20 protein-coding genes and 1 riboswitch are annotated in these 20,047 nt (G+C 71.9%); of the genes, 12 read left to right on the forward strand and 8 right to left on the reverse strand.

What is annotated here, in order from left to right:
- Positions 1–15: 15 nt before the first annotated feature.
- The 3 genes from ISO16_RS07260 to ISO16_RS07270 are packed head-to-tail and all read right to left on the reverse strand — an operon-like array spanning position 16 to position 3,060.
- A complete protein-coding gene (locus tag ISO16_RS07260; RefSeq protein WP_006939637.1) occupies positions 16–1,170 on the reverse strand; it encodes a M20 family metallopeptidase in 1,155 nt (384 codons plus the stop codon).
- Positions 1,167–2,327 carry a M20 family metallopeptidase gene (locus ISO16_RS07265; RefSeq protein WP_065923430.1) on the reverse strand — a complete coding sequence of 387 codons (1,161 nt, stop codon included), beginning with the start codon at positions 2,325–2,327 and terminating at the stop codon, positions 1,167–1,169. Before ISO16_RS07265 ends, ISO16_RS07260 begins: the two co-directional genes overlap by 4 nt.
- A gap of 34 nt (positions 2,328–2,361) precedes the next feature.
- Entirely contained in the window at positions 2,362–3,060 is a 699-nt protein-coding gene (locus tag ISO16_RS07270) for an enoyl-CoA hydratase/isomerase family protein (protein WP_006939639.1), read from the reverse strand.
- Positions 3,061–3,125: 65 nt separating this feature from the next.
- Between ISO16_RS07270 and ISO16_RS07275 the strand changes: the two genes are divergently transcribed.
- Together ISO16_RS07275 and ISO16_RS07280 are read left to right on the forward strand one after the other, a co-directional pair.
- Positions 3,126–3,938: a purine-nucleoside phosphorylase gene (locus tag ISO16_RS07275; RefSeq protein WP_006939640.1), complete on the forward strand. Its 813-nt coding sequence runs from the start codon at positions 3,126–3,128 to the stop codon at positions 3,936–3,938.
- Positions 3,935–5,410 (forward strand): phospho-sugar mutase, encoded by a 1,476-nt coding sequence (locus ISO16_RS07280; RefSeq protein WP_029544697.1) that lies wholly within the window; start codon positions 3,935–3,937, stop codon positions 5,408–5,410. Before ISO16_RS07275 ends, ISO16_RS07280 begins: the two co-directional genes overlap by 4 nt.
- A gap of 68 nt (positions 5,411–5,478) precedes the next feature.
- On the opposite strand, the gene ISO16_RS07285 is transcribed toward ISO16_RS07280, so the two are convergent.
- Entirely contained in the window at positions 5,479–6,174 is a 696-nt protein-coding gene (locus ISO16_RS07285) for an MspA family porin (RefSeq protein ID WP_072635616.1), read from the reverse strand.
- A gap of 380 nt (positions 6,175–6,554) precedes the next feature.
- A complete protein-coding gene (gene upp / locus ISO16_RS07290; protein ID WP_029544701.1) occupies positions 6,555–7,178 on the reverse strand; it encodes a uracil phosphoribosyltransferase in 624 nt (207 codons plus the stop codon).
- A gap of 188 nt (positions 7,179–7,366) precedes the next feature.
- Here upp and ISO16_RS07295 point away from each other — a divergent pair, with 188 nt between their 5' ends.
- Genes ISO16_RS07295 through ISO16_RS07315 form a run of 5 tightly spaced genes read left to right on the forward strand, consistent with a single transcriptional unit; the run spans position 7,367 to position 12,547 of the window.
- On the forward strand, positions 7,367–8,011 hold the full coding sequence (locus tag ISO16_RS07295) for an ABC transporter permease (protein ID WP_072635637.1): 645 nt from the start codon (positions 7,367–7,369) through the stop codon (positions 8,009–8,011).
- Positions 8,008–9,198 carry an ABC transporter ATP-binding protein gene (locus ISO16_RS07300; protein ID WP_072635617.1) on the forward strand — a complete coding sequence of 397 codons (1,191 nt, stop codon included), beginning with the start codon at positions 8,008–8,010 and terminating at the stop codon, positions 9,196–9,198. Before ISO16_RS07295 ends, ISO16_RS07300 begins: the two co-directional genes overlap by 4 nt.
- The gene (locus ISO16_RS07305) at positions 9,195–10,001 is read left to right on the forward strand and encodes an ABC transporter permease (protein WP_043801414.1); all 807 of its coding nucleotides are present in this window, start codon (positions 9,195–9,197) and stop codon (positions 9,999–10,001) included. Before ISO16_RS07300 ends, ISO16_RS07305 begins: the two co-directional genes overlap by 4 nt.
- A complete protein-coding gene (locus ISO16_RS07310) occupies positions 9,998–10,975 on the forward strand; it encodes a glycine betaine ABC transporter substrate-binding protein (protein WP_006939655.1) in 978 nt (325 codons plus the stop codon). Before ISO16_RS07305 ends, ISO16_RS07310 begins: the two co-directional genes overlap by 4 nt.
- Before the next feature lie 15 nt (positions 10,976–10,990).
- On the forward strand, positions 10,991–12,547 hold the full coding sequence (locus ISO16_RS07315) for an MFS transporter (RefSeq protein WP_072635618.1): 1,557 nt from the start codon (positions 10,991–10,993) through the stop codon (positions 12,545–12,547).
- A gap of 102 nt (positions 12,548–12,649) precedes the next feature.
- Here the strand turns inward: ISO16_RS07315 and ISO16_RS07320 are convergent, their stop codons facing one another.
- Positions 12,650–12,964, reverse strand: coding sequence for a DMT family transporter (locus tag ISO16_RS07320; RefSeq protein ID WP_006939659.1), 315 nt, complete (start codon positions 12,962–12,964; stop codon positions 12,650–12,652).
- A 10-nt stretch (positions 12,965–12,974) separates the two neighbouring features.
- Positions 12,975–13,042, reverse strand: a riboswitch (guanidine-III (ykkC-III) riboswitch).
- A gap of 171 nt (positions 13,043–13,213) precedes the next feature.
- Here ISO16_RS07320 and ISO16_RS07325 point away from each other — a divergent pair.
- The 5 genes from ISO16_RS07325 to ISO16_RS07345 are packed head-to-tail and all read left to right on the forward strand — an operon-like array spanning position 13,214 to position 16,514.
- A complete protein-coding gene (locus ISO16_RS07325; protein ID WP_029544711.1) occupies positions 13,214–13,558 on the forward strand; it encodes a hypothetical protein in 345 nt (114 codons plus the stop codon).
- A complete protein-coding gene (locus ISO16_RS07330) occupies positions 13,555–14,538 on the forward strand; it encodes a C40 family peptidase (protein WP_006939668.1) in 984 nt (327 codons plus the stop codon). Before ISO16_RS07325 ends, ISO16_RS07330 begins: the two co-directional genes overlap by 4 nt.
- 39 nt (positions 14,539–14,577) lie before the next feature.
- Positions 14,578–14,910 (forward strand): hypothetical protein, encoded by a 333-nt coding sequence (locus ISO16_RS07335; RefSeq protein WP_072635619.1) that lies wholly within the window; start codon positions 14,578–14,580, stop codon positions 14,908–14,910.
- A 5-nt stretch (positions 14,911–14,915) separates the two neighbouring features.
- On the forward strand, positions 14,916–15,221 hold the full coding sequence (locus tag ISO16_RS07340) for a YbaB/EbfC family nucleoid-associated protein (protein WP_006939673.1): 306 nt from the start codon (positions 14,916–14,918) through the stop codon (positions 15,219–15,221).
- A 60-nt stretch (positions 15,222–15,281) separates the two neighbouring features.
- Positions 15,282–16,514 carry a hypothetical protein gene (locus ISO16_RS07345; RefSeq protein WP_006939675.1) on the forward strand — a complete coding sequence of 411 codons (1,233 nt, stop codon included), beginning with the start codon at positions 15,282–15,284 and terminating at the stop codon, positions 16,512–16,514.
- Here ISO16_RS07345 and ISO16_RS07350 read toward each other — a convergent pair.
- Both ISO16_RS07350 and ISO16_RS07355 read right to left on the reverse strand, forming a co-directional pair.
- Complete coding sequence (locus tag ISO16_RS07350; protein ID WP_195886191.1) at positions 16,447–17,835, reverse strand: NAD(P)/FAD-dependent oxidoreductase; 1,389 nt, start codon at positions 17,833–17,835, stop codon at positions 16,447–16,449. The two genes, ISO16_RS07345 and ISO16_RS07350, sit on opposite strands and share 68 nt — an antisense overlap.
- Positions 17,836–17,917: 82 nt before the next feature.
- The gene (locus ISO16_RS07355) at positions 17,918–20,008 is read right to left on the reverse strand and encodes an AAA family ATPase (RefSeq protein ID WP_072635621.1); all 2,091 of its coding nucleotides are present in this window, start codon (positions 20,006–20,008) and stop codon (positions 17,918–17,920) included.
- Between the last annotated feature and the right edge of the window lie 39 nt (positions 20,009–20,047).

The following is a 20,047-nucleotide window of genomic DNA, read 5'->3' on the forward strand; positions in this document are numbered from 1 at the left end:
ACAGGTTGTGCAAGCCTAACCTGATCCCAGGACCAGGTTCGTCATCACCCGTACGCCGACGGCCAGGGCCCGCTCGTCGAGATCGAAGTCGGGCTGGTGGATGTCGAGCTTCGGCCCGGTCCCCCGCCACACACCCAGCCGGGCCATCGCCCCCGGAACCTGCTCGAGGTACCAGGAGAAGTCCTCGCCGCCCCCGGACTGCGGGGTGTCCGCCAGCGCGTCCGGGTCGATCGCGCGCACCGCGTCCTCGACCATCCGGGCCGACACCTCGTCGTTGACGACGGGCGGCACACCGCGCCGGTAGTCCAGCTCGTAGCTCAGGCCGGTCGGCGCGAGCAGACCGTGCACGATCTCGCGCACCATCGGCTCGAGCAGCTCCCAGGTCTCGTGGTCGCCGGTGCGGACGGTGCCGGTCAGCATGCCGGTGCGGGGAATCGCATTCGCGGCCTTGCCCGCCGTCACCGCGCCCCACACCATCACCGTGCTCGTGCGCGGGTCGATGCGCCGGCTGAGCATGCCCGGCAGCCCGGTGATCACGGTGCCGAGCCCGTACACCAGATCGCCCGTCAGGTGCGGGCGGGAGGTGTGCCCGCCCGGCGAGTCGAGGACCAGCTCGACCGTGTCGGCGGCCGAGGTGATCGCCCCGACCCGCACCCCGACCCGGCCCGCCTCGAGCCGCGGATCGCAGTGCAACGCGAAGATCCGGGCCACCCCCTCGAGCGCGCCCGCGGCGACCACGTCGAGCGCACCGCCCGGCATCACCTCTTCGGCCGGCTGGAAGATCAGCCGCACACCCACCGGCAGCTCGGGCACCGAGTGCAGCGCCAGCGCCGTGCCGAGCAGGACGGTGGTGTGTGCGTCGTGCCCGCAGGCGTGTGTCACGCCCGGCACGGTGGAGGCGAACGGCAGGCCCGTCAGCTCCTGCATGGGCAACGCGTCCATGTCGGCACGCAGGGCGATCCGCGGGCCCTCGGGGCCGAGATCGCAGATCAGGCCCGTGCCGCGCGGCAGCACCTTCGGCTCGAGCCCGGCGGCGGCGAGCGTGCTCCCGACGAACTCGGTGGTGGCGTACTCCTGACGGGCCAGTTCGGGATTGGCGTGGATGTGCCGGCGCCACGCCGACAGGTCGTCGGTGTGCTCGCCCAGCCACTTCTCGATGTACGGGTTCATCGGCGCGCCACGTTCTCGAGCAGCCGTGCACGCTGCGTGGGATCGGTCGCCGCCCGGGCCGCCGTCGCGGCGAGCGCGCGGGCGCCGTCGAGGACGGCGAGGTCCGCCGAGGCGGTGACGCACGCGGCGGCGAACGCCGCCTGGTGGGTCACCGCCCCACCCGAGTCGAGACCGATCACCGGGTGGATACCCGGCACCACGTTCGTCACGTTTCCCATGTCCGTGCTGCCCAGCGGGCGCGATCCTTCCTCCTCGACGGGCAGCGGCGTGCGCCCGAGACCGATGATCTCCTCACGATAAGCCCGGACCAGCCACGGGTCGGGAGTCAGTTCGGTATAGGTCGGCGACACGGTGCGGATCTCGTGCGTGCAGCCGGCGGCGAGAGCCCCGGCGGCGAAGCAGTTCCCGGCGCGCTCGGACAGGTCGGCGAGGGAGTCCGCGGTCGTCGCCCGCAGGTAGTACAGCAGTTCGGTGTGCGCGGGCACGATGTTCGGGGCGGTGCCGCCGTCGCTGACGATGCCGTGGATCTGCTGGCCGGGCAGCAGATGCTGACGCAGCAGGCCGACGGCGACCTGCGCGACGGTCGCGGCGTCGGCGGCGTTGCGGCCGTATTCGGGGGCGGCGGAGGCGTGCGCCTCGCGACCGGTGTAGGTGACGGCGATGTCGGCGAGGGCCAGCGACGTCGCCCCGGTGATGTCGAACGGGCCCGGGTGCACCATCAGGGCCATGCCGACGTCGGCGAACACGCCGCGCTCGAGCATGAGCACCTTGCCGCCGCCGGTCTCCTCGGCGGGCGTGCCGATGACGCGGACGGTGATGCCGAGGGCGTCGGCGACCGCGGCGAGACCCAGGCCCGCGCCGGCGGCGGCGGCGGCGATGATGTTGTGCCCGCACGCGTGCCCGATGCCGGGCAGGGCGTCGTATTCGGCGCAGATGCCGACGACGAGTTCCCCGCTGCCGAACCGGGCGTCGAACGCGGTGGGCAGATCGGCGATCCCGGTGCGGACCTCGAATCCGCCGCCGCGCAGCAGTTCGACGATCTTCGCGGCGCTGCGGTGTTCGTCGAAGGCCAGCTCCGGCTCGGCGTGGATCGAATGCGACAGGGCGATCAGGCCGTCCGACGCAGCCTCGATCGCCCTGTCCGCATCGCTCGTCACCCGCTCAGTCTGGCACGGGCGGAACGAGGGCACCTCACCCGAGGCGGAAGTTCGACTCGTCCGTCTTCGTCTCGAGCGCCGCGATCAGCGGCGCGTGCAGACCGCGCTTGATGCCCGCCAGGTTGGCACCCCGGGTGCCGGTCAGGGCGGCAGCCCGCTCGACGGCGGCGGCCAGCACGGTGTCGCCGTCGACGGCGCGATCGACGATGCCCGCCGCGAGGGCGTCACCACCGCCGAACCGGCGGCCGGTCGTGGTCGCCTCGACCGCGGCCTGGATCGGCAGCCGCTCGCGCAGCAGTGCGGACATCCCCACGGTGAACGGCATGTTCAGCGACACCTCGGGCAGGCACCAGAAGCCGCGGTCGGCCCGCATCACGCGGAAGTCGTGGGTCAGCGCGAGCATCGCACCGGCACCGAACGCATGGCCCTGCACCGCCGCGACGGTGGCCGCGGGGAAGGTGAGGATCCGCCCGTACAACTCGTGGACGGAATCGAGGTAACCCGGCAGCCCGGGGAGGTTCCCGAAGATCCAGTCGGTGTCGAGGCCGTTGCTCCAGAACTTCCCGGTGGCCGCGGTGACGAGCGCCGCGGGGCCGTCGTGCGCGACGACCTCGTCGAGCAGCGCGTGGACGGCGGAGAGCCAGTCGGGGTGGAAGCGGTTCTCGGTGTCGCCGCCGGAGCGGTCGCCGAGGTGGAGGACGAAGACGTCGCCGTCGCGTTCGAGGTATGGCATGCGGAGAGGATAGCGCCAGAACCTACCGGTGAGTAACAACACGGTTGGCGCTAGGGTCGACCGACATGGGAGCACCCGACGCCATCGCCGACCCCCCTGCCGAGGCCGCCCGCGCCGCCGCGGCACTCGCCGAGCGCACCGGCGTGCCCGAGCACTCCGTCGCGGTGGTGCTCGGCTCCGGCTGGCGCGCCGCGGTGGAGCGCTTCGGCACGGCGGTCGCCGACGTTCCGATGAGCGAACTGCCGGGATTCGCCCCGCCCACCGCCGAAGGACATTCGGGCACCGTGCATTCGGTGCGGGTCGGCGAGACCCCGGTGCTGCTCCTAGCGGGCCGCACCCACGCCTACGAAGGGCACGACCTGAGCCGCGTCGTGCATCCGGTGCGCACCGCCGTCGCCGCCGGCGCGCGCACCGTCGTGCTCACCAACGCCGCCGGCGGCATCCGGCCCGATCACGCGGTCGGTCAGCCGGTCCTGATCTCGGACCACCTCAACCTCACCGGACGCTCGCCGCTCGTCGGCGCCCAGTTCGTCGACCTCGTCGACGCCTACTGCCCGAGGTTGCGCGCCCTCGCTCGCGAGATCGACCCCACCCTCGGCGAGGGCGTGTACGCCGGCCTGCCCGGCCCGCACTACGAGACCCCCGCCGAGATCCGCATGTTGCGCACCCTCGGCGCGGACCTGGTGGGCATGTCCACCGTCCACGAGACCATCGCCGCGCGTGCCGCCGGCGCCCGGGTCCTCGGCATCTCCCTGGTCACCAACGCCGCGGCGGGGATCACCGGCGAGCACCTCGACCACCACGAGGTCCTTGCGGCGGGACGGGCCGCCGCCACCCGCATGGGCGACCTGCTGCGTGAGCTGGCGGGCCGGCTGTGACCCTGCGCTTCGGCACCGCCGGGCTGCGCGGCCCCGTCGGCGACGGCCCGGACTGCATGAACGAGGACGTGGTCGTCCGCACCACCGCGGGCCTGGCCCGCTGGCTCGACGCGCGCGGCTCCGGCGGCGGCACCGTGGTCGTCGGCCGCGACGCGCGCACCGGATCGGCCGAGTTCTTCGCCGCCGCCACAGAGGTTCTCGCGGCCGCCGGTTTCGACGTCGTGGCGTTGCCGCGCCCGCTCCCGACCCCGGTGACGGCGTACGCCGTGCGGACGCTCGACGCGGTCGCGGGTGTGCAGATCACCGCGTCGCACAACCCGGCCACGGACAACGGCTACAAGGTCTACACCCGCGGCGGCGCACAACTGGTCGAGCCGGACGACCGGGAGATCGAGGCGGCGATCGACGCCGTCGGCGACGCGGCGTCGGTGCCGCGCGTCACCGTCGCACCCGCGGGGGACGAACTGGTGGCACGGTATCTCGCGCGCGTCGCGTCGCTGCCGCGCTCCGCGGCGCGGGAACTCCGCGTCGCGCTGACGCCGCTGCACGGCGTCGGCGGGGAGACCGCGGTGGCCGCCCTGCGCGCGGCCGGCTTCGGCGACGTGCATGTCGTCGACGCACAGTTCGCGCCCGACCCGCGCTTTCCCACCGTCGAGTTCCCCAACCCGGAGGAGCCGGGGTCCGCCGACGCCCTGCTCGCGCTCGCTGCCGAGGTCGGCGCCGACATCGCCGTCGCCCTCGATCCCGATGCCGACCGGTGTGCCGTGGGCGTCCCCACGCCCGACGGCTGGCGGATGCTGCGTGGCGACGAGACCGGGGTGCTGCTGGGCGACCGGATTCTCGCGGGGGCCCCGCGCGGTGCACTGGTGGCGACGACGATCGTCTCCTCGTCCCTGCTCGGCAAGCTCGCCGCCGCGCGGGGCGCCCGCTACGCGCAGACCCTCACGGGCTTCAAGTGGCTCGCCCGCGCGGGCGACGGGCTGGTGTACGCGTACGAAGAGGCCCTCGGACACTGCGTCGACCCGGATGCGGTGCGCGACAAGGACGGCATCGCCACGGCGATCGTCGTCGCGGACTACGCCGCGGAGCTGAAGACCCGGCGGCGCACGCTCGTCGACGCTCTCGACGCCCTGTACCGCGAGTTCGGGCTGCATCTCGGCGATCAGGTCTCGATCCGGGTGACCGACCTCGCGCGGATCGGGGCGATCATGAGCCGGCTGCGGTCCGCGCTGCCGGCCGAACTCGCCGGGGAGCCGGTCACGGCCACCGACCTCGCGACGGCGGCCGGCCCGCTGCGCACGGACGCGGTGGTACTCGAGGGGGCGTCGGTGCGCGTCGTGGTGCGGCCCTCGGGCACCGAGCCGAAGCTCAAGTGCTATCTCGAGGCGGTCGCCCCGGACGGTGACCGCGGCGGCGCGACGGCGCGCCTACGGGCGTTGCGCGCGTGGGCATCCGCGCTGAGCGACGGGTAACCACGCACGTCGGTGCCGGCGGTGCCCGCGTGTCGCGGTCACCGCCGGCACCGGAGCGACGACGATTCTCAAAGGCGGTGCGGCACCCCGTACGTGACGACGGTGTCGTTGTTCGAGGTGACAGCCCTGGCGTACGGCCGGATCGTGACCGGGCCGAGCGCTCCCGAGACCGAGCCGTGGACTCCCGCGAGCCGGACGGTCGCCGCCCTGCCGTCGAACTCCATGTCCTGGACGAAGGTCACGTCGGTGATGCCGCCGGGCGCGAGGTCGACCTCGATCTCCTGGGAGGGGATGAGCGAGCCGCCGATCGTCGCGCCGGTGCTCGCGTCGAGACCGAGGGCGAACTCCGGGGCCAGTTCGACGTTGACGCCGACGTCGTTGCCGACCTCCCAGTCGAGGCTGGGGGTGAAGATGTGCACGACGGCGCCGTTGAGGGCGACCGGGTAGCCGATCTGGTATCCGATGGTCAGTTTGGTGTCCTGGAAGGAATCCGCGTCCGGTCCGGTGATGTTGACCGATACGACCTCGTCGTGGAAGAACTCGAAGCTGACGGGCGAGCTGTCGAGCGGCGGATAGGACTGGATCGACGTGTCGGCCTGGAGCACTTCGATGGCGTTGTTGTTGCCGAGGGGCAGCGTCCGGGCATTGTCGACAGCGGCTCCGGCACTGCCGGACCCCACCACCATGCCCAGCACTGCGGCCGCACCGAGTGCGGTGGCCCGGGCGCACTGTCGAAACCTGTTGCCGGAGAAGGTGTTGATCATCGAGCGGACCTCATTTTCGTGGACGGTCGAGGGCAGTGGACGAACCAACCGATCTCGGCGAGCGTAACCACAGAAGCCCCGTCCGGAAGGCGAGTTGATCATCTTCGCCGAAACGAGACGGAATCGGCCGGACACACCGCCGCTCCGGACCGGACCCCCCTCACGTCCGGCACCGCGACCGGAATCTCTTCCTGTCCTGCGGTTTCGCGGGTTCCGGGCCGGATGCCGGCGAGGCGCGCAATGCCGCGGAGCCGACCCGCACCATATCCCAAAAGAAACTCTATTGTAATCCTGTCACACAACAGACAAAGAGGACATACAAGACTATCTCGGCGTCGGTCCGGATCGCCGGTGCGGCGCAAGCGGATCCGCGAGCCGCCTCAGCGAGGTCCGAACTGGCGGTCGCCGGCGTCCCCGAGTCCCGGGACGATGTACCTGTCCTCGTTGAGTCCCTCGTCGATCGTCGCGGTCACCAACCGGACCGGATGACCGGAGTCGGCGAGCGCCGCCACCCCCTCCGGGGCCGCGACCACGCACACCGCGGTGACGTCGGTTGCTCCGCGCGTGACCAGCAGCTCGATCGTGTGGACCATGGAGCCGCCGGTGGCGAGCATCGGGTCGAGCACGTAGACCGGCAGGCCGGACAGGTCGTCCGGGAGCGACTCGAGGTACGGCACCGGCTCGAACGTCTTCTCGTCCCGGGCCAACCCCACGAAGCCCACGCGTGCCTGCGGGATCAGCGCGTGCGCCTGCTCCACCATGCCGAGCCCCGCGCGCAGCACCGGCACCAGCAGCGGGGGCTGCTGCAGGCGCACACCGGTCGTGGTCGCGACGGGCGTGCGCACCTCGAACTGCTCCACCGGGGCGTCCCGGATCGCCTCGTAGATCAGCATCTGGGTCAGCCGGCGCAGCGCGTACCGGAAGGCGGCGTTGTCGCTGCGCTCGTCACGCAGGGTCGTGAGGAGAGCGGCGGCGAGCGGATGGTCGACGACGAGCGAATCCATGCCGGAAGGATAGAACGCGGCCACCGTGTGCCTGCCGCCGAGTGGGGCCGCGGACCACCCGCCCTCGGGCGGCGATCAACGGTCCGTGCCTGCCGGGTTCCCCGTCGCGGTTCTCCGTCTCGGCCCGAAGCCCACCGCAGGTGTGCCATCGTGACAGTCGGGCGTGCGGGGAGACGGGACGGGTGCGCATGTGGGAATTCGTCGACGAGCGGAAGGCACAGATCGCCTTCAGCGCCTACCAGCACGTGAGCCTGGTCGTGCAGGCCGTCCTCCTCGCCACGATCGTCGCCGTCGTGATCGCGGTGATCGTCACGCGCGTCCCGCGGCTCGAACCGGTGGCGAACGCGCTCAGCTCCATCGGTCTGACGATCCCGTCGTTCGCCCTGCTCGGCATCCTGATCCCGCTCGTCGGAATCGGCGTCACCCCGGCGTTCATCGCCGTGGCGTTCTACGCGGCGCTGCCCGTGCTGCGCAACGCGGTCGTCGGCCTGCAGGGCGTCGACCGGGCGCTCGTCGAGTCGGCGCGAGGCCTCGGCATGGGCGAGGTCGGCACCCTCACCCGCGTACGGCTCCCCCTGGCCTGGCCGGTCATCCTCGCCGGGGTGCGGGTCTCCACCCAGATGTCCATGGGGGTCGCCGCCATCGCCGCCTACGTCCTCGGCCCCGGCCTGGGCTCGTTCATCTTCACGGGCCTGTCCCAGATCGGTGGCGCCAACGCCCTGAATTCCGCGCTCGTGGGCACGGTGGGCGTGGTCGTGCTCGCCCTCGCTCTCGACGCACTGCTCCTCGCGATCGGCAAGGTCACCGTCTCGAAGGGAATCCGAGCCCGATGAACACGCCAGCACATTCCGCCGGGGGCATCAGCGGCACCGACATCGAACTGGTCGACGTGGTGAAGACCTTCCCCGGTCAGGCCCGGCCCGCCGTCGACGGACTGAGCCTGCACATCCCGGCGGGCGAGATCGTGATGTTCGTCGGTCCGTCCGGTTGCGGCAAGACCACGTCTCTGAAGATGATCAACCGGCTCGTCGAACCCACCTCCGGCACCATCCTGATCGGGGGTGAGGACGTCCGTTCCGCGGACGTCGACGACCTGCGCCGGCGGATCGGGTACGTGATCCAGGGCGGCAGCCTCTTCCCGCACATGACGGTCGCCCAGAACATCTCGATCGTGCCCCGGCTGCTGGGCTGGGACAAGCGACGGACCGCGGACCGGGTCGTGGAGCTGCTCGAACTGGTCAACCTGGATCCCGGCAAGTACTGCGACCGGTACCCGCGGGAGCTCTCCGGCGGCCAGCAGCAGCGGGTCGGCGTCGCGCGGGGCCTGGCCGCCGACCCGCCCGTGGTGCTGATGGACGAGCCGTTCGGGGCGGTCGATCCGATCACCCGGCACCGGCTGCAGGACGAGCTGCTGCGCATCCACGAGGAACTGCGCAAGACGATCGTGTGCGTCACCCACGACATCGACGAGGCCGTGAAGCTGGGCAACCGCATCCTGATCATGGAGGAGGGCGCGCACGTCGCCCAGTACGACACCCCCGAGGTGATCCTCTCGGCACCGGCGAACCGGTTCGTCGAGAAGTTCGTCGGCGCCGGGTCCACCCTCAAGCAGCTGTCCCTCAGCCGGGTCGACGACCTCGACCTCGTCGACGGCACCACCGCCACCGTGGGAAGCCCCGCCGCCGAAGCTGTCTCCCGCGCCGCGGCGAACGACGACGACACCGTCGTGGTCCTCGACCAGCGACGGCGGCCGGTGGCGTGGCTGTGGGTGCACGAGCTCGAGGGCGCCGAGTCCGTCCCGGCCGGCGAACCGCAAGGCGTGATCACGCTCGATCGGCACGCCACGTTGAACGATGCGCTCGACGCGATGCTCACCTCGGCGCACGGGGCCGCGATCGTGACCGGCCGGCACGACGAATTCCTCGGATTGGTGAACTTCGAGTCCGTCACCAACCGGATCCGCCCCACCGGTCCACGCTCGGCGGGGCCCGGCGCCGACGACACCGGGAGCCGCATATGAGCCTCGACGCCGAGCCGGCCGCGCCGTCGCGCGCCGCGGGAACCGGGACACGCTCGCGCGACGCCGGCGCGGGGCGTGAGAACACGGGGCTGCTCGTCGTCATCCCCGTCCTGGTGGCAGTGGTGTTCGCCGCGTGGGCACTGTGGCGGGGCAACGCCGACCTCGACTCGATCGAGGCCCGGCAACTCGACTGGACCACGATCACGACCCTGCTCTGGCAACACGTCGGGCTCACCGTGGTCTCGGCGATCCTCGTCGTGGCGGTGGCCGTCCCGCTCGGCATCGCCCTGACCCGGCCGAGGTCACGCGCACTCGCACCCGTGGCGGTGGGGATCGCCAACGCGGGCCAGGCGGCCCCGGCCATCGGCCTGATCGTGTTGCTCGCGATCTGGCTCGGCTTCGGATTCGGCACGGCGGTCGTCGCCCTGACCCTGTACGCCGTCCTTCCGGTGCTGCGGAACACGATCACCGGGATCGAGGGCATCGACCCCACGCTCGTCGAGGCCGGCCGCGGAATCGGCATGTCCGGCGCCGGGGTGCTGCTGCGCGTCGAACTGCCGCTCGCCGTACCGGTGATCATGACCGGCGTGCGCACCGCCCTCGTCCTGCTCGTGGGCACCGCCACCTTGGCCACGTTCATCAACGCCGGCGGCCTCGGTTCCCTCATCGTCACCGGCATCACCCTCTTCCGGTATCCGGTGCTCGTCAGCGGGGCCCTGCTCGTGGCGCTGCTCGCCCTGCTCATCGACTGGGCGGGCCGGGTCCTCGAACTCACGGTGCAACCGAAGGGGCTGCGCCGGTGACCCGGATCCTGCTGCCCCGCATCGTCGGATCCCTGCTCGTCGCGGCGACCCTGACCGCCTGCGGACTCGGAACCGCCGGCGGCTTCGTCCCCACCGGCGAGCTCGCCGGTCCCCTGCAGTCCGTCCAACGGCTCGACGGGGCGAGCGTCGCGGTCGGGTCGAAGAACTTCTCGGAAGGAGTCCTGCTCGGGAAGATGGCGGTGATCCTTCTGCGCTCGGCCGGTGCGGACGTCACGGATCTGACCAACATCCCCGGCAGCGCCAGTTCCCGCCAGGCGCAGCTCGAGGGACAGGTCGACCTCCAGTGGGAGTACACCGGAACGGCCTGGATCGCCTACCTCGGACACGAGGAGGCCATCCCGGACGAGCAGGCCCAGTACCAGGCCGTACGCGACGAGGACCTGCGCGAGAACGATCTGGCGTGGCTGCCGCCCGCCCCCATGAACAACACCTACGGCTTCGCGGCCACCAGCCGCAACGCCCAGCGCCTCGGCGTGGACTCCCTCTCCGACATCGCGAACATCCCGGTCGCCGAACGCACCTTCTGCGTGGAATCCGAGTTCGCCAACCGCAACGACGGCCTGCAGCCGATGCTCGAGACGTACGGGATCCCCCTCGGCTCCGGGGTCCCGCGGGAGAACATCAAGACCCTGGACACCGGGGCGATCTACGAGGCGACGGCCCGGGGCGAATGCAACTTCGGGGAGGTGTTCACCACGGACGGACGGATCGAGGCGCTCGATCTCGCGGTGCTCGAGGACGACCGCACGTTCTTCCCCATCTACAACGTGGCCGTCGTCGTCCGCGAGGAGACCCTCACCGAGAATCCGCAGATCGCCGACCTGTTCGCACCCGTCACCCGGGAGCTGACCGACGAGACCCTCATCGAGCTGAACGGGCAGATCGACGTCGACGGCCGGGAGCCGGCCGAGGTGGCCTACGACTGGCTCGTGGAGAAGGGCTTCATCGAGTAGGACGGGGTGTGCGTGATGGCCGAACGCGCCGAGGCCGCGCCGCGCCTCACCGGCCGGATCCTCCTGACCGTTCTCGGTCCCGCGATCGCCTACGCGATCGCGGCCGTCGACCCGCTGATGCTGACCCTCAATCTGTCCACCGTGGGCCGCGGTCTCGACGTTCCCGCCGACCGGATCGGGATGCTCGCCGCCGCCTCCACCCTCATGGTGGCCGCATCCGTCCTCGCGGTCGGGACTCTCGGCGACCGGTTCGGGCTCGCGCGCATGCTCGTGTGGGCCCTCGTCGCCAACATCGCCGTCGGGTTGCTGTCGTCGCTGGCGCCGAACTATCCGGTGCTGCTGCTGATGCGCTTCCTGGACGGCCTGGCGCTGACCGCGCTGCTGGGACTGTCGCTGGCGCTCGTCACCGCCTCCGTCCCGGCCGAACTGCGGTCGACGGCTCTCGGCGTCCTCATGGCCGTCGACACGGTCCTGTACGGCATCACTCCGGCGGTCGGCGGGTGGGTCGTGGAGACGTTCGGCTGGCGATCGCTGTTCCTCGTCACCCCGCCGCTCGCGCTGCTCGCGCTGACACTGATCGTCCGGTTCGTCGACGAACCACCGCGCCGGGCCGCGGGCGGAGTCGACGTCCTCGGTGTGAGTCTGTTCGGGGTGGCGCTGCTCGGCCTGGTGGCGGGGATCGGAGCGGTGCCCGACGGGCTCACCGAACCGCGCGCCTGGGTGCCTCTGAGCGTCAGCGTCGCCGCCGCCGCGACGTTCGTGTGGCACGAACGCAGGACGCCGGAGCCGGCCCTGAACCTGTCGCTGTTCGGGCGCCGCGCCTTCGTCCTCGCGGTGCTCGCGGTCCTGACCGTGAACCTGCTCGCGGCCGGTCTGGGAACCGTGCTCGGCCAGCTCGGCGACTACGTGCTGGGCATGTCCTCGCAGGCCGTCGGACTGCTGTACCTTCCCGGCACGCTCGTGATCGCCGCGGCGAGCGTGCTGGCCGGCCGGATGATCGCCGCGCACACCGCGCGCCCGGTGCTGGTGACCGGACTGTTGGTCATCGTGCTGAGCGGCCTCGTGACGGCGGCGACGGTCGCCCCGACGATGACGGTCGCGGCGCTCGTCGTGGCGACGTGGACCAGCAATCTGGGCGGATTCGTGGCCGGAACCGCGACCGCCGACACGATCCTCTCGCAGGCCGAGACCGGCAACACCGGGTCGATCGCCGCCGTCCAGCCGGCGTTCGGAATGATGGGCTACGCCCTCGGCCCGACCGTCTACATCCTGCTGCTCGACGCGTTCTACCGGCGAGAAGTGCTCGAGGACGCCGAAACTCGCGGCATCTCGGTCCAGGAGGCGGAGCAGGCCGAGCACGCCGTCACGATGACGATGTCCCACAGCGGCGGCCCCACCGGGTACGACCCCAACCTGGTGCAGCTCGCCCACGGGCTGACCCTCGGCGTCGACTTCACCGAGGGCGTCGCGACCACCATGCTGATCGTCTCGGCGCTGCCGCTCGTCGTCGCGGTGCTGGTCTTCTTCCTCATGCCGCGACGACCCGACGGCGCCGGCGCGCGCACGCCGTGACGGCCGATCCGCCACTGCCGTGCGCGGATTCGTGCGCCCGGTTCCGGGGCCGGTGCTCCTCGCGGCCGGCCCCGACGGTTGCGGTGTCCCTCCGGAACGGGTTCAGTGCACCAGCTTCAGCCCGATCACGCCCCCGACGATCATGCCCAGGAACACGACTTTCGACGCCGACACCGCCTCCTCGCCCGTGGCCATCGCGAACGCCACGGTGAGCACCGCACCGATCCCCACCCACACCGCGTAGGACGTCCCCACCGGCAGCCGGCGCATGGCATACGCCAGTCCCGCCATGCTCGCGACCAACGCCGCGACGAACACCACCGACGGGCCGAGCCGGCTGAGTCCCCGGGACCGATCCAACGCGGTGGCCCACACCGCCTCCAGCACCCCGGACACCACCAGAACCAACCACGACATCACAGCCTCCGACGGGCCGTCTTGTCGCACACCGGGTACGGCGCCTCTCGTCCGGGAGCCCGGTGAGGCAGGCTCGCGTCCACGGTCCCACACCCCGTGACGGGGAACAAATTCGCCCTCTGCGTGGCGGGACAGCGGGACGCGCTCGCCCGTGGCGTCCGTACCGCGGGGCCGCAGGGAACCGGGCCGCCGCCCGCTGCGTCCAAGCGGTGGAAGGACGATCCGTTTCCACGGAGGGGAGCAGGCCGAATGGACGCAGGCACCGGCAACGGCAACCACGAGGTGGTACGCGCCCGGCCCGGGACGATCGCGGCATTCGGGCACACCGCCGCGGCCCTGGGCGAGCGGCTGCACGACGCCGCCGCCGACGCACGCGCGGCCGATCCGGCACCGCTCGCGACGGTGTTCGGCCCGGTCGGCGCCGAGTTCCTCGCCGCGTTCGCGGCCACCCACCGCGGCCACGGAGCGGAACTGACCCGTCTCGGTGACACCTTCGACGCCATGGGCGCGATCGCGGGTGCCACCGCGGCCGCCTACGAACGCGTCGTCGCCGCCCAGGCGGCACGGCTGAACGCCGCCGGGGCCCCGCGGTGACCGCGGCGCCGGGGGCGGATCTGCTCACCGCTCCCCTGGCCGAGCTGTTGTCGGCGTTCGGCGCCGGAGCCGTCGGCACCGACCCGGCCGCCGTGCTGCGGTCGTGCGCCGAACTGGTCGACGGCGTGCACTCGGTGGGCCGGGCTGCGCTGGGCGAACTCGCGTGGGACTGGGCGGGGGCCGCGGCGGAGACGGCCGTGCGCAGCGGCGAGCGGGCGCTCGCCGACCTCGTCGCCGCCGCCGATCGCGGGACGGCCATCGCCGACGTCGCGGCGGACGCGACCACGACCGTCCTGACCGGTGCAGCCGAAATCGCCCGGCTGATCGAATCGTTCACGACGCTGGCCGAGCGCTCCGCTCCCCTGGCGGCGCTACCGCAGGGGCAGATGATGTTGCTGGTCGCGGCGATCGAGCACATCGCGGCCGGGCTCGACGTGCTTACCCGGGTCACCTCGTCGCTCGCCGAGCAGACGACCAGGATGGCGGAGCTGATGCCCTCGGAGCCCGCACCGGCAGCACCGACGGCCGGCGATCCGGCCGCCTCACCGGCCGGCGAGCTGCGGGCCTTCGGCGGCAACGGCACCGAGGTGCGGCTGCCCGACGGCAGCGTTGCCGTGGCACCCAATCGGGCGGCGGCCGAGGCGGTCCGTCACGCGCTCTCCCAGCAGGGCACGCCCTACGTGTGGGGTGGCACCGCACCGGGGCAGGGCCTCGACTGCAGCGGCCTGACCCAGTGGGCGTACGGGCAGGCCGGTGTGCAGATTCCGCGCCTTGCGCAGGAGCAGGACGTCGGCACCCCCGTCGAGGCGAGCGCGGTGCAGCCCGGCGACCTCGCGGTGTGGGACGGGCACGTCGCGATGATCGTCGGAAACGGCCTCATGGTCGAGGCCGGCGACCCGGTGCAGCTGTCTCCGATCCGGACCACGAACAGCGGGATGGGGTTCCAGGGCTTCTTCCGTCCCACCGGCCCCACCGGCTAGGCCGGGAACCGAGGGGCGCGGCGTCGCGTCCAACCCGGTATGGACACCGCGGAGACGACCATCACGACGGCGACCGCCCGGAACCGGTCCGGCACCGTCTCGGTGCGCACCACCGAACAGGGCCTGCCCGTCGGCCTGCACATCGATCAGAGCGAACTACGTTACGGGGCAGCACAACTGGCCGAACAGATCGTGTCGCTGTGCCGTCGCGCGACACTCGAGGCCGCCGCGCTGCACCGAGAGGAGCTGGCGGGCAGGGGAATGCCGGAGGGACTGCTGAACCGGCTGGGACTGCCCACCCACGACGACGTGCAGCGCGCACGCCGCGACGACGCGCGGACGGCCGGCTCTCCGTCGGCGACCGGGTGGTGAGCGCGATGTCGGCGAGCGATCAGCGGATCACGGAGATCGTGGACGGTGTGCGCACGCGGCTCGGGGCCCTGCAGGACTGCGTGGCCGCACTCGGCGTGGTGTCGGGCGCCGCGACGAGCCCGGACGGCCTCGTGCGGGCCGAGGTGGACGGCAACGGCGCCCTGACCCGGCTGTGGCTCGACGAGGCGCTGAGCGGGCTCCACGCGCGCGACGTGGCGGCATCGATCCTGGCCACGACGCACGAGGCGGCACGGGCCGCCGCCGCCGAACGAGCTCGTCTGCTCGGGGAACTCCGCGGTGCACTCGGGTGACGGTCGTCTCATCGGCGCCCAGCTATGTCTTCGGCCGGGACATGGCTAGGCTTGGCGACCATGGCTGGAGACATCGTCCCGATCGAGCTCGGTCTCACCGACGGCGACGTCGTGACCCTCTGGGCGCCGCGGTGGCGCGAGGGCGACGACGAATGGGAGGCGTTCCTCGGCCACGGTGACGATCTGTACGCGTTCGGTGCGGTGGCCGAGCTCGTCGCGTTCGTCCGCTCCGGCGCCGACAACGACCTCGTCGAGCATCCGGCCTGGCCGGTGGTCGCGAAACTCTCCGCGGAGGAGTTCGAGCCGGACGAGAGCCATTCGTACGACCTGATCGGTGTGCCGGAACTGGTGGCGGACGACGCGGACCCGGAGTCCGTCGCCGAACTGCAGAACACGTTCGACATCGTCTCCGTCCTCGGCGACGTGTGCGAGCTCGAGTCGGTGACGAAGTTCTTCGAACGGGCGGAGATCGAGGCGCTGCTGAGCCACGGTGTCGCGGCGTTCGAGGGCCGCGAGGGCGGGGAGCTGTGGAACCGGGTCGGCTCCGCCGTCGCCGAGGACTGGGACGGGGTGATCGACGCGCTCGACGCCGTCGTGACGTCCCCCGAGGTCGACGCCGGGCTCGTCGCCGAGGCCGAGGCGGAACTCGTCGCGGCCGAGGAGAACATCGTCGAGGCCGAGGACGCCGCCGAGGAGGCGGAGGACGAGGAATACGAGTTCGTCGACGGGGACGAGAACGAGGACACGAGCTTCTGGACGGCGGTCGGAATCGACCCGGTCAAGATCATCGCCTCCGACGGCACGTGGTTCACCCTGCGCTGCTACCTCGACGACGACGCGCTGTTCCTCGGCCGCGACGGGACGATCCTCGTGTTCCCCACGGAGCGGGCGCTGGCGCGCTACCTGGCCGACCACCACGACCACGATCTGGCGGCGCTCAGCACCTACGACGACATCCGGCACGCGGCGACGGACGGTTCCCTCGAGGTCGAGGTGACGGACGAGAACGTGTACGTGCTGCCCGGGATCGCGGACGACATCGAGCACGGTACGGAGGCGGTGGACGCCGATCAGCTGGATCTGGCGGTCGAACTGTTCACCGACGCCGCGAACTACGCCGAGGACGACAGCACCGACGCCGCGCTGGCCGGGTCGACGGAGCTGGGCTGGTTCGTCAACTACGTGCTCGAGCCGGATCCGACGCGGCTCGCGCCCAGCGCGCCGTTCACCGCGGAGGCCGAGGCGTGGCGGGCTCTCGAGCGGGAGTTCGAGACCCGGCTGCACAAGCACTGATCGTCCGGCGGAGCACCCGCCCGACCACCGGCGCGGCGAACAGCGTCCCGGGCGGATCCACCATCGCCGCGACGCGGAAGAATGCGCGGACCACCTCGGGATCCTGCGCGGCGGCGGCGTGGACGAGCGGCAGGTAGCGGTTGGCCAGGCGCACTTTCGCGCTGCGCCGGCCCTTGACCTGCGGCCAGGCGAGGTCGCCGCCGGTGGCCATGTCCCAGGGCACGTCGACGACCTTCGCCATATCCCGGAACCATCGATGCGGGTCCGGCTCCCGGCCGCCCTTCAGGTGTTCGGCGAGCAGCCCGGCTTCGAACGCCGCGACGCTCATTCCCTGCGCGTAGATCGGGTTGAAACTGCATGCGGCGTCGCCGGTCACCAGCAGTCCCTCCGGCAGCCGCCGGCACCGTTCGTAGCGCTGCCGCCGACTCGCCGGAAAGTGGTACGACCGGGGCGCGTCGAGCGGCTCGGCGTCCCGGATCGCGTCGTACACGTCCGGGCGGGGCAGGGACCGCAGGAAGTCCACCCAGACGTCCGGCGAGGACGGGGGCCGGTGCCCGAGCATGCCCACCGCCGTCACGAGGCAGCGACCGTTCTCGATCGTCTGGATGGCGGCACCGCGCGGGTACGGCGGCGACGGCGCGAGCAGAATCCCCAGGTCGCCGCCCATGAGTGCCGGATCGGAGGCGTAGGTGCGCGTGACGTACGTGAGGTCGACGCGCACCTCCTCCCGCTCGGGCGGGTGGTATCCGAGCCGCTCGAGCCACGCCGGGGTTCGCGAACCACGGCCGGTGGCGTCGACGACGAGATCGGCGTCGAGAACCTCCTCGACGCTGCCGTCCGCCCGGCGGAGCACGCGCACGCCGGTGACCTTTCGGCCGTCCCGGCTCACGGTCAATCCCAGCGCGTCGCAACGATCGACGATCCGCACTCCGGGACGTGCGGCGACGCGGGACCGCACCCGATGTTCGAGATTCGGCCGGCTCGCGCTCACCGCCGTCAGGTCGCTCTCCGCCTGCCGGAGGCGGTGGCCACCGAGATACCAGCGCACGTCGCCGCACTGGTCCACCATCGGTGCACCGTCGCCGACGAGATCGGCGGTGAGCCCGGGCAGCAGTTCCTCCATCGCGCGCATCCCGCCGGCCACCAGCACATGGATGTGCCGGCCCTGCGGTACGCAGCGCCGTGCCGCGGCACCGTCCGGCAGTCTGTCGTGATCGATCACCACCACGTCCGAGTACGCATCCGACAACACCCGCGCGGCGAGCAGACCGGCCGTTCCCGCGCCGAGGACCACGGCGCGATCACCGATACGTGTCACCATTTCCGGCACCTCCTCGTTCGAGTGCGAGAAGCATGCGTCCGGAATCTGCTCGGTCACCAGTCCGTTCGGTGCTCGGTTGTGCTCACTGCCGGCGACCGTACACCTCCTGGTCCCACAGCCACGACACGATCCGCTCCACCCCGGTGGCCAGGTGCCTCCGATAGGTGCTGAACGGCAGTCCGAGCGCTGCCGCGGCCGACTCCTGGGTCGCCGCCGGCCGCAGATACGTCCGGTCCACGGCCCGCAGCAGTTTGTCGTCGCGGGGATGGTCGGCGAGGGTGGCGACCGCGTCGCGCAGCACCTGCTCGAGCAGCGCGACGTCGGGTTCACCGGCGCCGGCCCGGTCGTGGAGCAACCGGGTGCGCAGCAGGGGATTGCGGGCGAGCAGAGCGTGCTGACGCAGGTCGTGCAGGCCCTGCTTGACCGACTGCGCGAACTCGGGTTGGGAGAGTACGAGCAGCACGGGTGCGCTGGGCACCGGCGGCGACGGACCGCGGGCCAGCGCCCGTTCCGTCACCCGTTCGAGCCAGGCGCCGACCGGGACGCGCCGGAAATCGTGGGCGAACAGGCCGAATCGGCGGGGACCGACGACGAAGTCGCCGCCGTCGACCCGTGGGAGGTCGGCGACGGCGAAGTAGTCGTCCCACCGGTCCGGCTCAGCCAGGACGAGCACGTCGTAGGCGAGGCCCCGGGTGGTGAGGTATCGCTGCATCGTGAGGATCGGGACCGCGTTGAGCGTCGGCGAGGGATCCTGGTACGTCTCCCGGTCCACGACGAATCGGGTCTGGGTGACGACGTCGCCCTCGCGCACCGGCGTGCCTCGCCGCGCGGCCCGCCATGCCGCCGCGGCCCCGGGGTCGCGGTCCCGGTCCTCTTCGGAGGCGCGGGTGAGGTCCAGCAGCCCGATCACTCCGCGGACGGTTCCGTCCGGGCAGCGCAGAACGAAGAAGCCGTCCGGTTGCCGGTCGAGCCACCGCTGCGCGAGCCGGGCGGACTCGGCTCCCTCCGCGGTCCGGATCAGCTCGACGATCGCCGCGTGCTCGGCGGCGGTGGCGGGTTCCGGATAGTACCGGCCCCAGCTCTCCCACTGCACCGGCGAGAGCACGCCGGCGAGGTGACGGAACACGAACTTCAGGTCGAAGATCGCCTGTTGTTGCCGTCGGCCGGTCGCCGAGTCGAGGGTTCGGTGGATGTGCCGCCACACCCGGCGGAAGACGTCGGCATAGCTGTCGGCGTCCCGCCACCACAGGTCGGCGTCGATGACGTCCCGGGCCAGGTCGTGGGGATGGAGGCCGTCGGCCCCGGTCTCGACGAACGAGAGGCCCCGAAGCCACCGGAATGCGTCGTGGGCGCAGTCGTCGCCGGTGCCCAGCGCGTCCCGCAGGAGCGATTCGGTGGTCACGCGTGCGAGTGCGCACACTTCCAGGGCCCGGCGATGCACGGTGCCCGGTTCCTCGTCGACGAACCGGCGCAGCAGCGTCCCCACGAGGTCGGGACTCAGCGGATCCGCGTCGGCACGTCCGCCGCGGAGCACCGCGTCGGCGAGCAACGACAGCGCCAGCGGATGGCCGTGTGCCACGCGGCAGAGGCGGTCGTGCAGGTCGTCCCGGACCCCGACGGCGCGCAGGTAGTCGACGCTCTCCCGGGGTGCGAGATTGCGCATCGACACCACCCGCAGCAGATCGCCCCATGCGAGGTCCGAGCGCCACTGCGGCGACGGCGGACTCCGCCCCGCGATCACGGTCACCGCGCTGTCCGGCAACCGCGGCAACAGATCCCGGCGGATCCAGCCGTCGATCGGTGCGAGTGCCTCGTACGTGTCGATCACCATCACCAGCCGTTGCCCGGAGGCGGTGGCGATTCGATCCGCGTCCAGGTCGAGATGCTCCGCCAACGAGGCGAGCACGGCGGCCGGGGCGGGAACGAGGTCCCGCCCGTCGAGACGCACGAGGACCGAACCGGCCCCGACGGCGAGATCGGCCACCTCGTCGAGCAGGCTCGTCTTACCGATCCCTCCGGGCCCGTACAGGTACAGCACCAAGAACGGGGGCCGGGGCGAGTCGAGGGCGGCACGTACGAGTTCGAGCTCGGCCGAACGACCGACGAACCGGCGCCGCCGGCGCGCGGCGAGCACGTCGCCGAGAGTTGCCGAGGGCGGGACGCGATCGCCCATACCTCGACCCTACGAGGTGAGGTCGGCCGAGGGTACTGT

Origin of the sequence: Rhodococcus sp. M8 (assembly GCF_015654185.1) — a bacterium.
Classification (GTDB): Bacteria; Actinomycetota; Actinomycetes; order Mycobacteriales; family Mycobacteriaceae; genus Rhodococcus; species Rhodococcus aetherivorans.

Coding starts and splice junctions, on each gene's coding strand:
- ISO16_RS07260 (WP_006939637.1), bottom strand. CDS start 1,170: ATGAACCCGTACATCGAGAAGTGGCTGGGCGAGCACACCGACGACCTG.
- ISO16_RS07270 (WP_006939639.1), bottom strand. CDS start 3,060: ATGCCATACCTCGAACGCGACGGCGACGTCTTCGTCCTCCACCTCGGC.
- ISO16_RS07275 (WP_006939640.1), top strand. CDS start 3,126: ATGGGAGCACCCGACGCCATCGCCGACCCCCCTGCCGAGGCCGCCCGC.
- ISO16_RS07285 (WP_072635616.1), bottom strand. CDS start 6,174: ATGATCAACACCTTCTCCGGCAACAGGTTTCGACAGTGCGCCCGGGCC.
- upp (WP_029544701.1), bottom strand. CDS start 7,178: ATGGATTCGCTCGTCGTCGACCATCCGCTCGCCGCCGCTCTCCTCACG.
- ISO16_RS07295 (WP_072635637.1), top strand. CDS start 7,367: ATGTGGGAATTCGTCGACGAGCGGAAGGCACAGATCGCCTTCAGCGCC.
- ISO16_RS07300 (WP_072635617.1), top strand. CDS start 8,008: ATGAACACGCCAGCACATTCCGCCGGGGGCATCAGCGGCACCGACATC.
- ISO16_RS07305 (WP_043801414.1), top strand. CDS start 9,195: ATGAGCCTCGACGCCGAGCCGGCCGCGCCGTCGCGCGCCGCGGGAACC.
- ISO16_RS07315 (WP_072635618.1), top strand. CDS start 10,991: ATGGCCGAACGCGCCGAGGCCGCGCCGCGCCTCACCGGCCGGATCCTC.
- ISO16_RS07320 (WP_006939659.1), bottom strand. CDS start 12,964: ATGTCGTGGTTGGTTCTGGTGGTGTCCGGGGTGCTGGAGGCGGTGTGG.
- ISO16_RS07325 (WP_029544711.1), top strand. CDS start 13,214: ATGGACGCAGGCACCGGCAACGGCAACCACGAGGTGGTACGCGCCCGG.
- ISO16_RS07335 (WP_072635619.1), top strand. CDS start 14,578: ATGGACACCGCGGAGACGACCATCACGACGGCGACCGCCCGGAACCGG.
- ISO16_RS07340 (WP_006939673.1), top strand. CDS start 14,916: ATGTCGGCGAGCGATCAGCGGATCACGGAGATCGTGGACGGTGTGCGC.
- ISO16_RS07345 (WP_006939675.1), top strand. CDS start 15,282: ATGGCTGGAGACATCGTCCCGATCGAGCTCGGTCTCACCGACGGCGAC.
- ISO16_RS07350 (WP_195886191.1), bottom strand. CDS start 17,835: ATGGTGACACGTATCGGTGATCGCGCCGTGGTCCTCGGCGCGGGAACG.
- ISO16_RS07355 (WP_072635621.1), bottom strand. CDS start 20,008: ATGGGCGATCGCGTCCCGCCCTCGGCAACTCTCGGCGACGTGCTCGCC.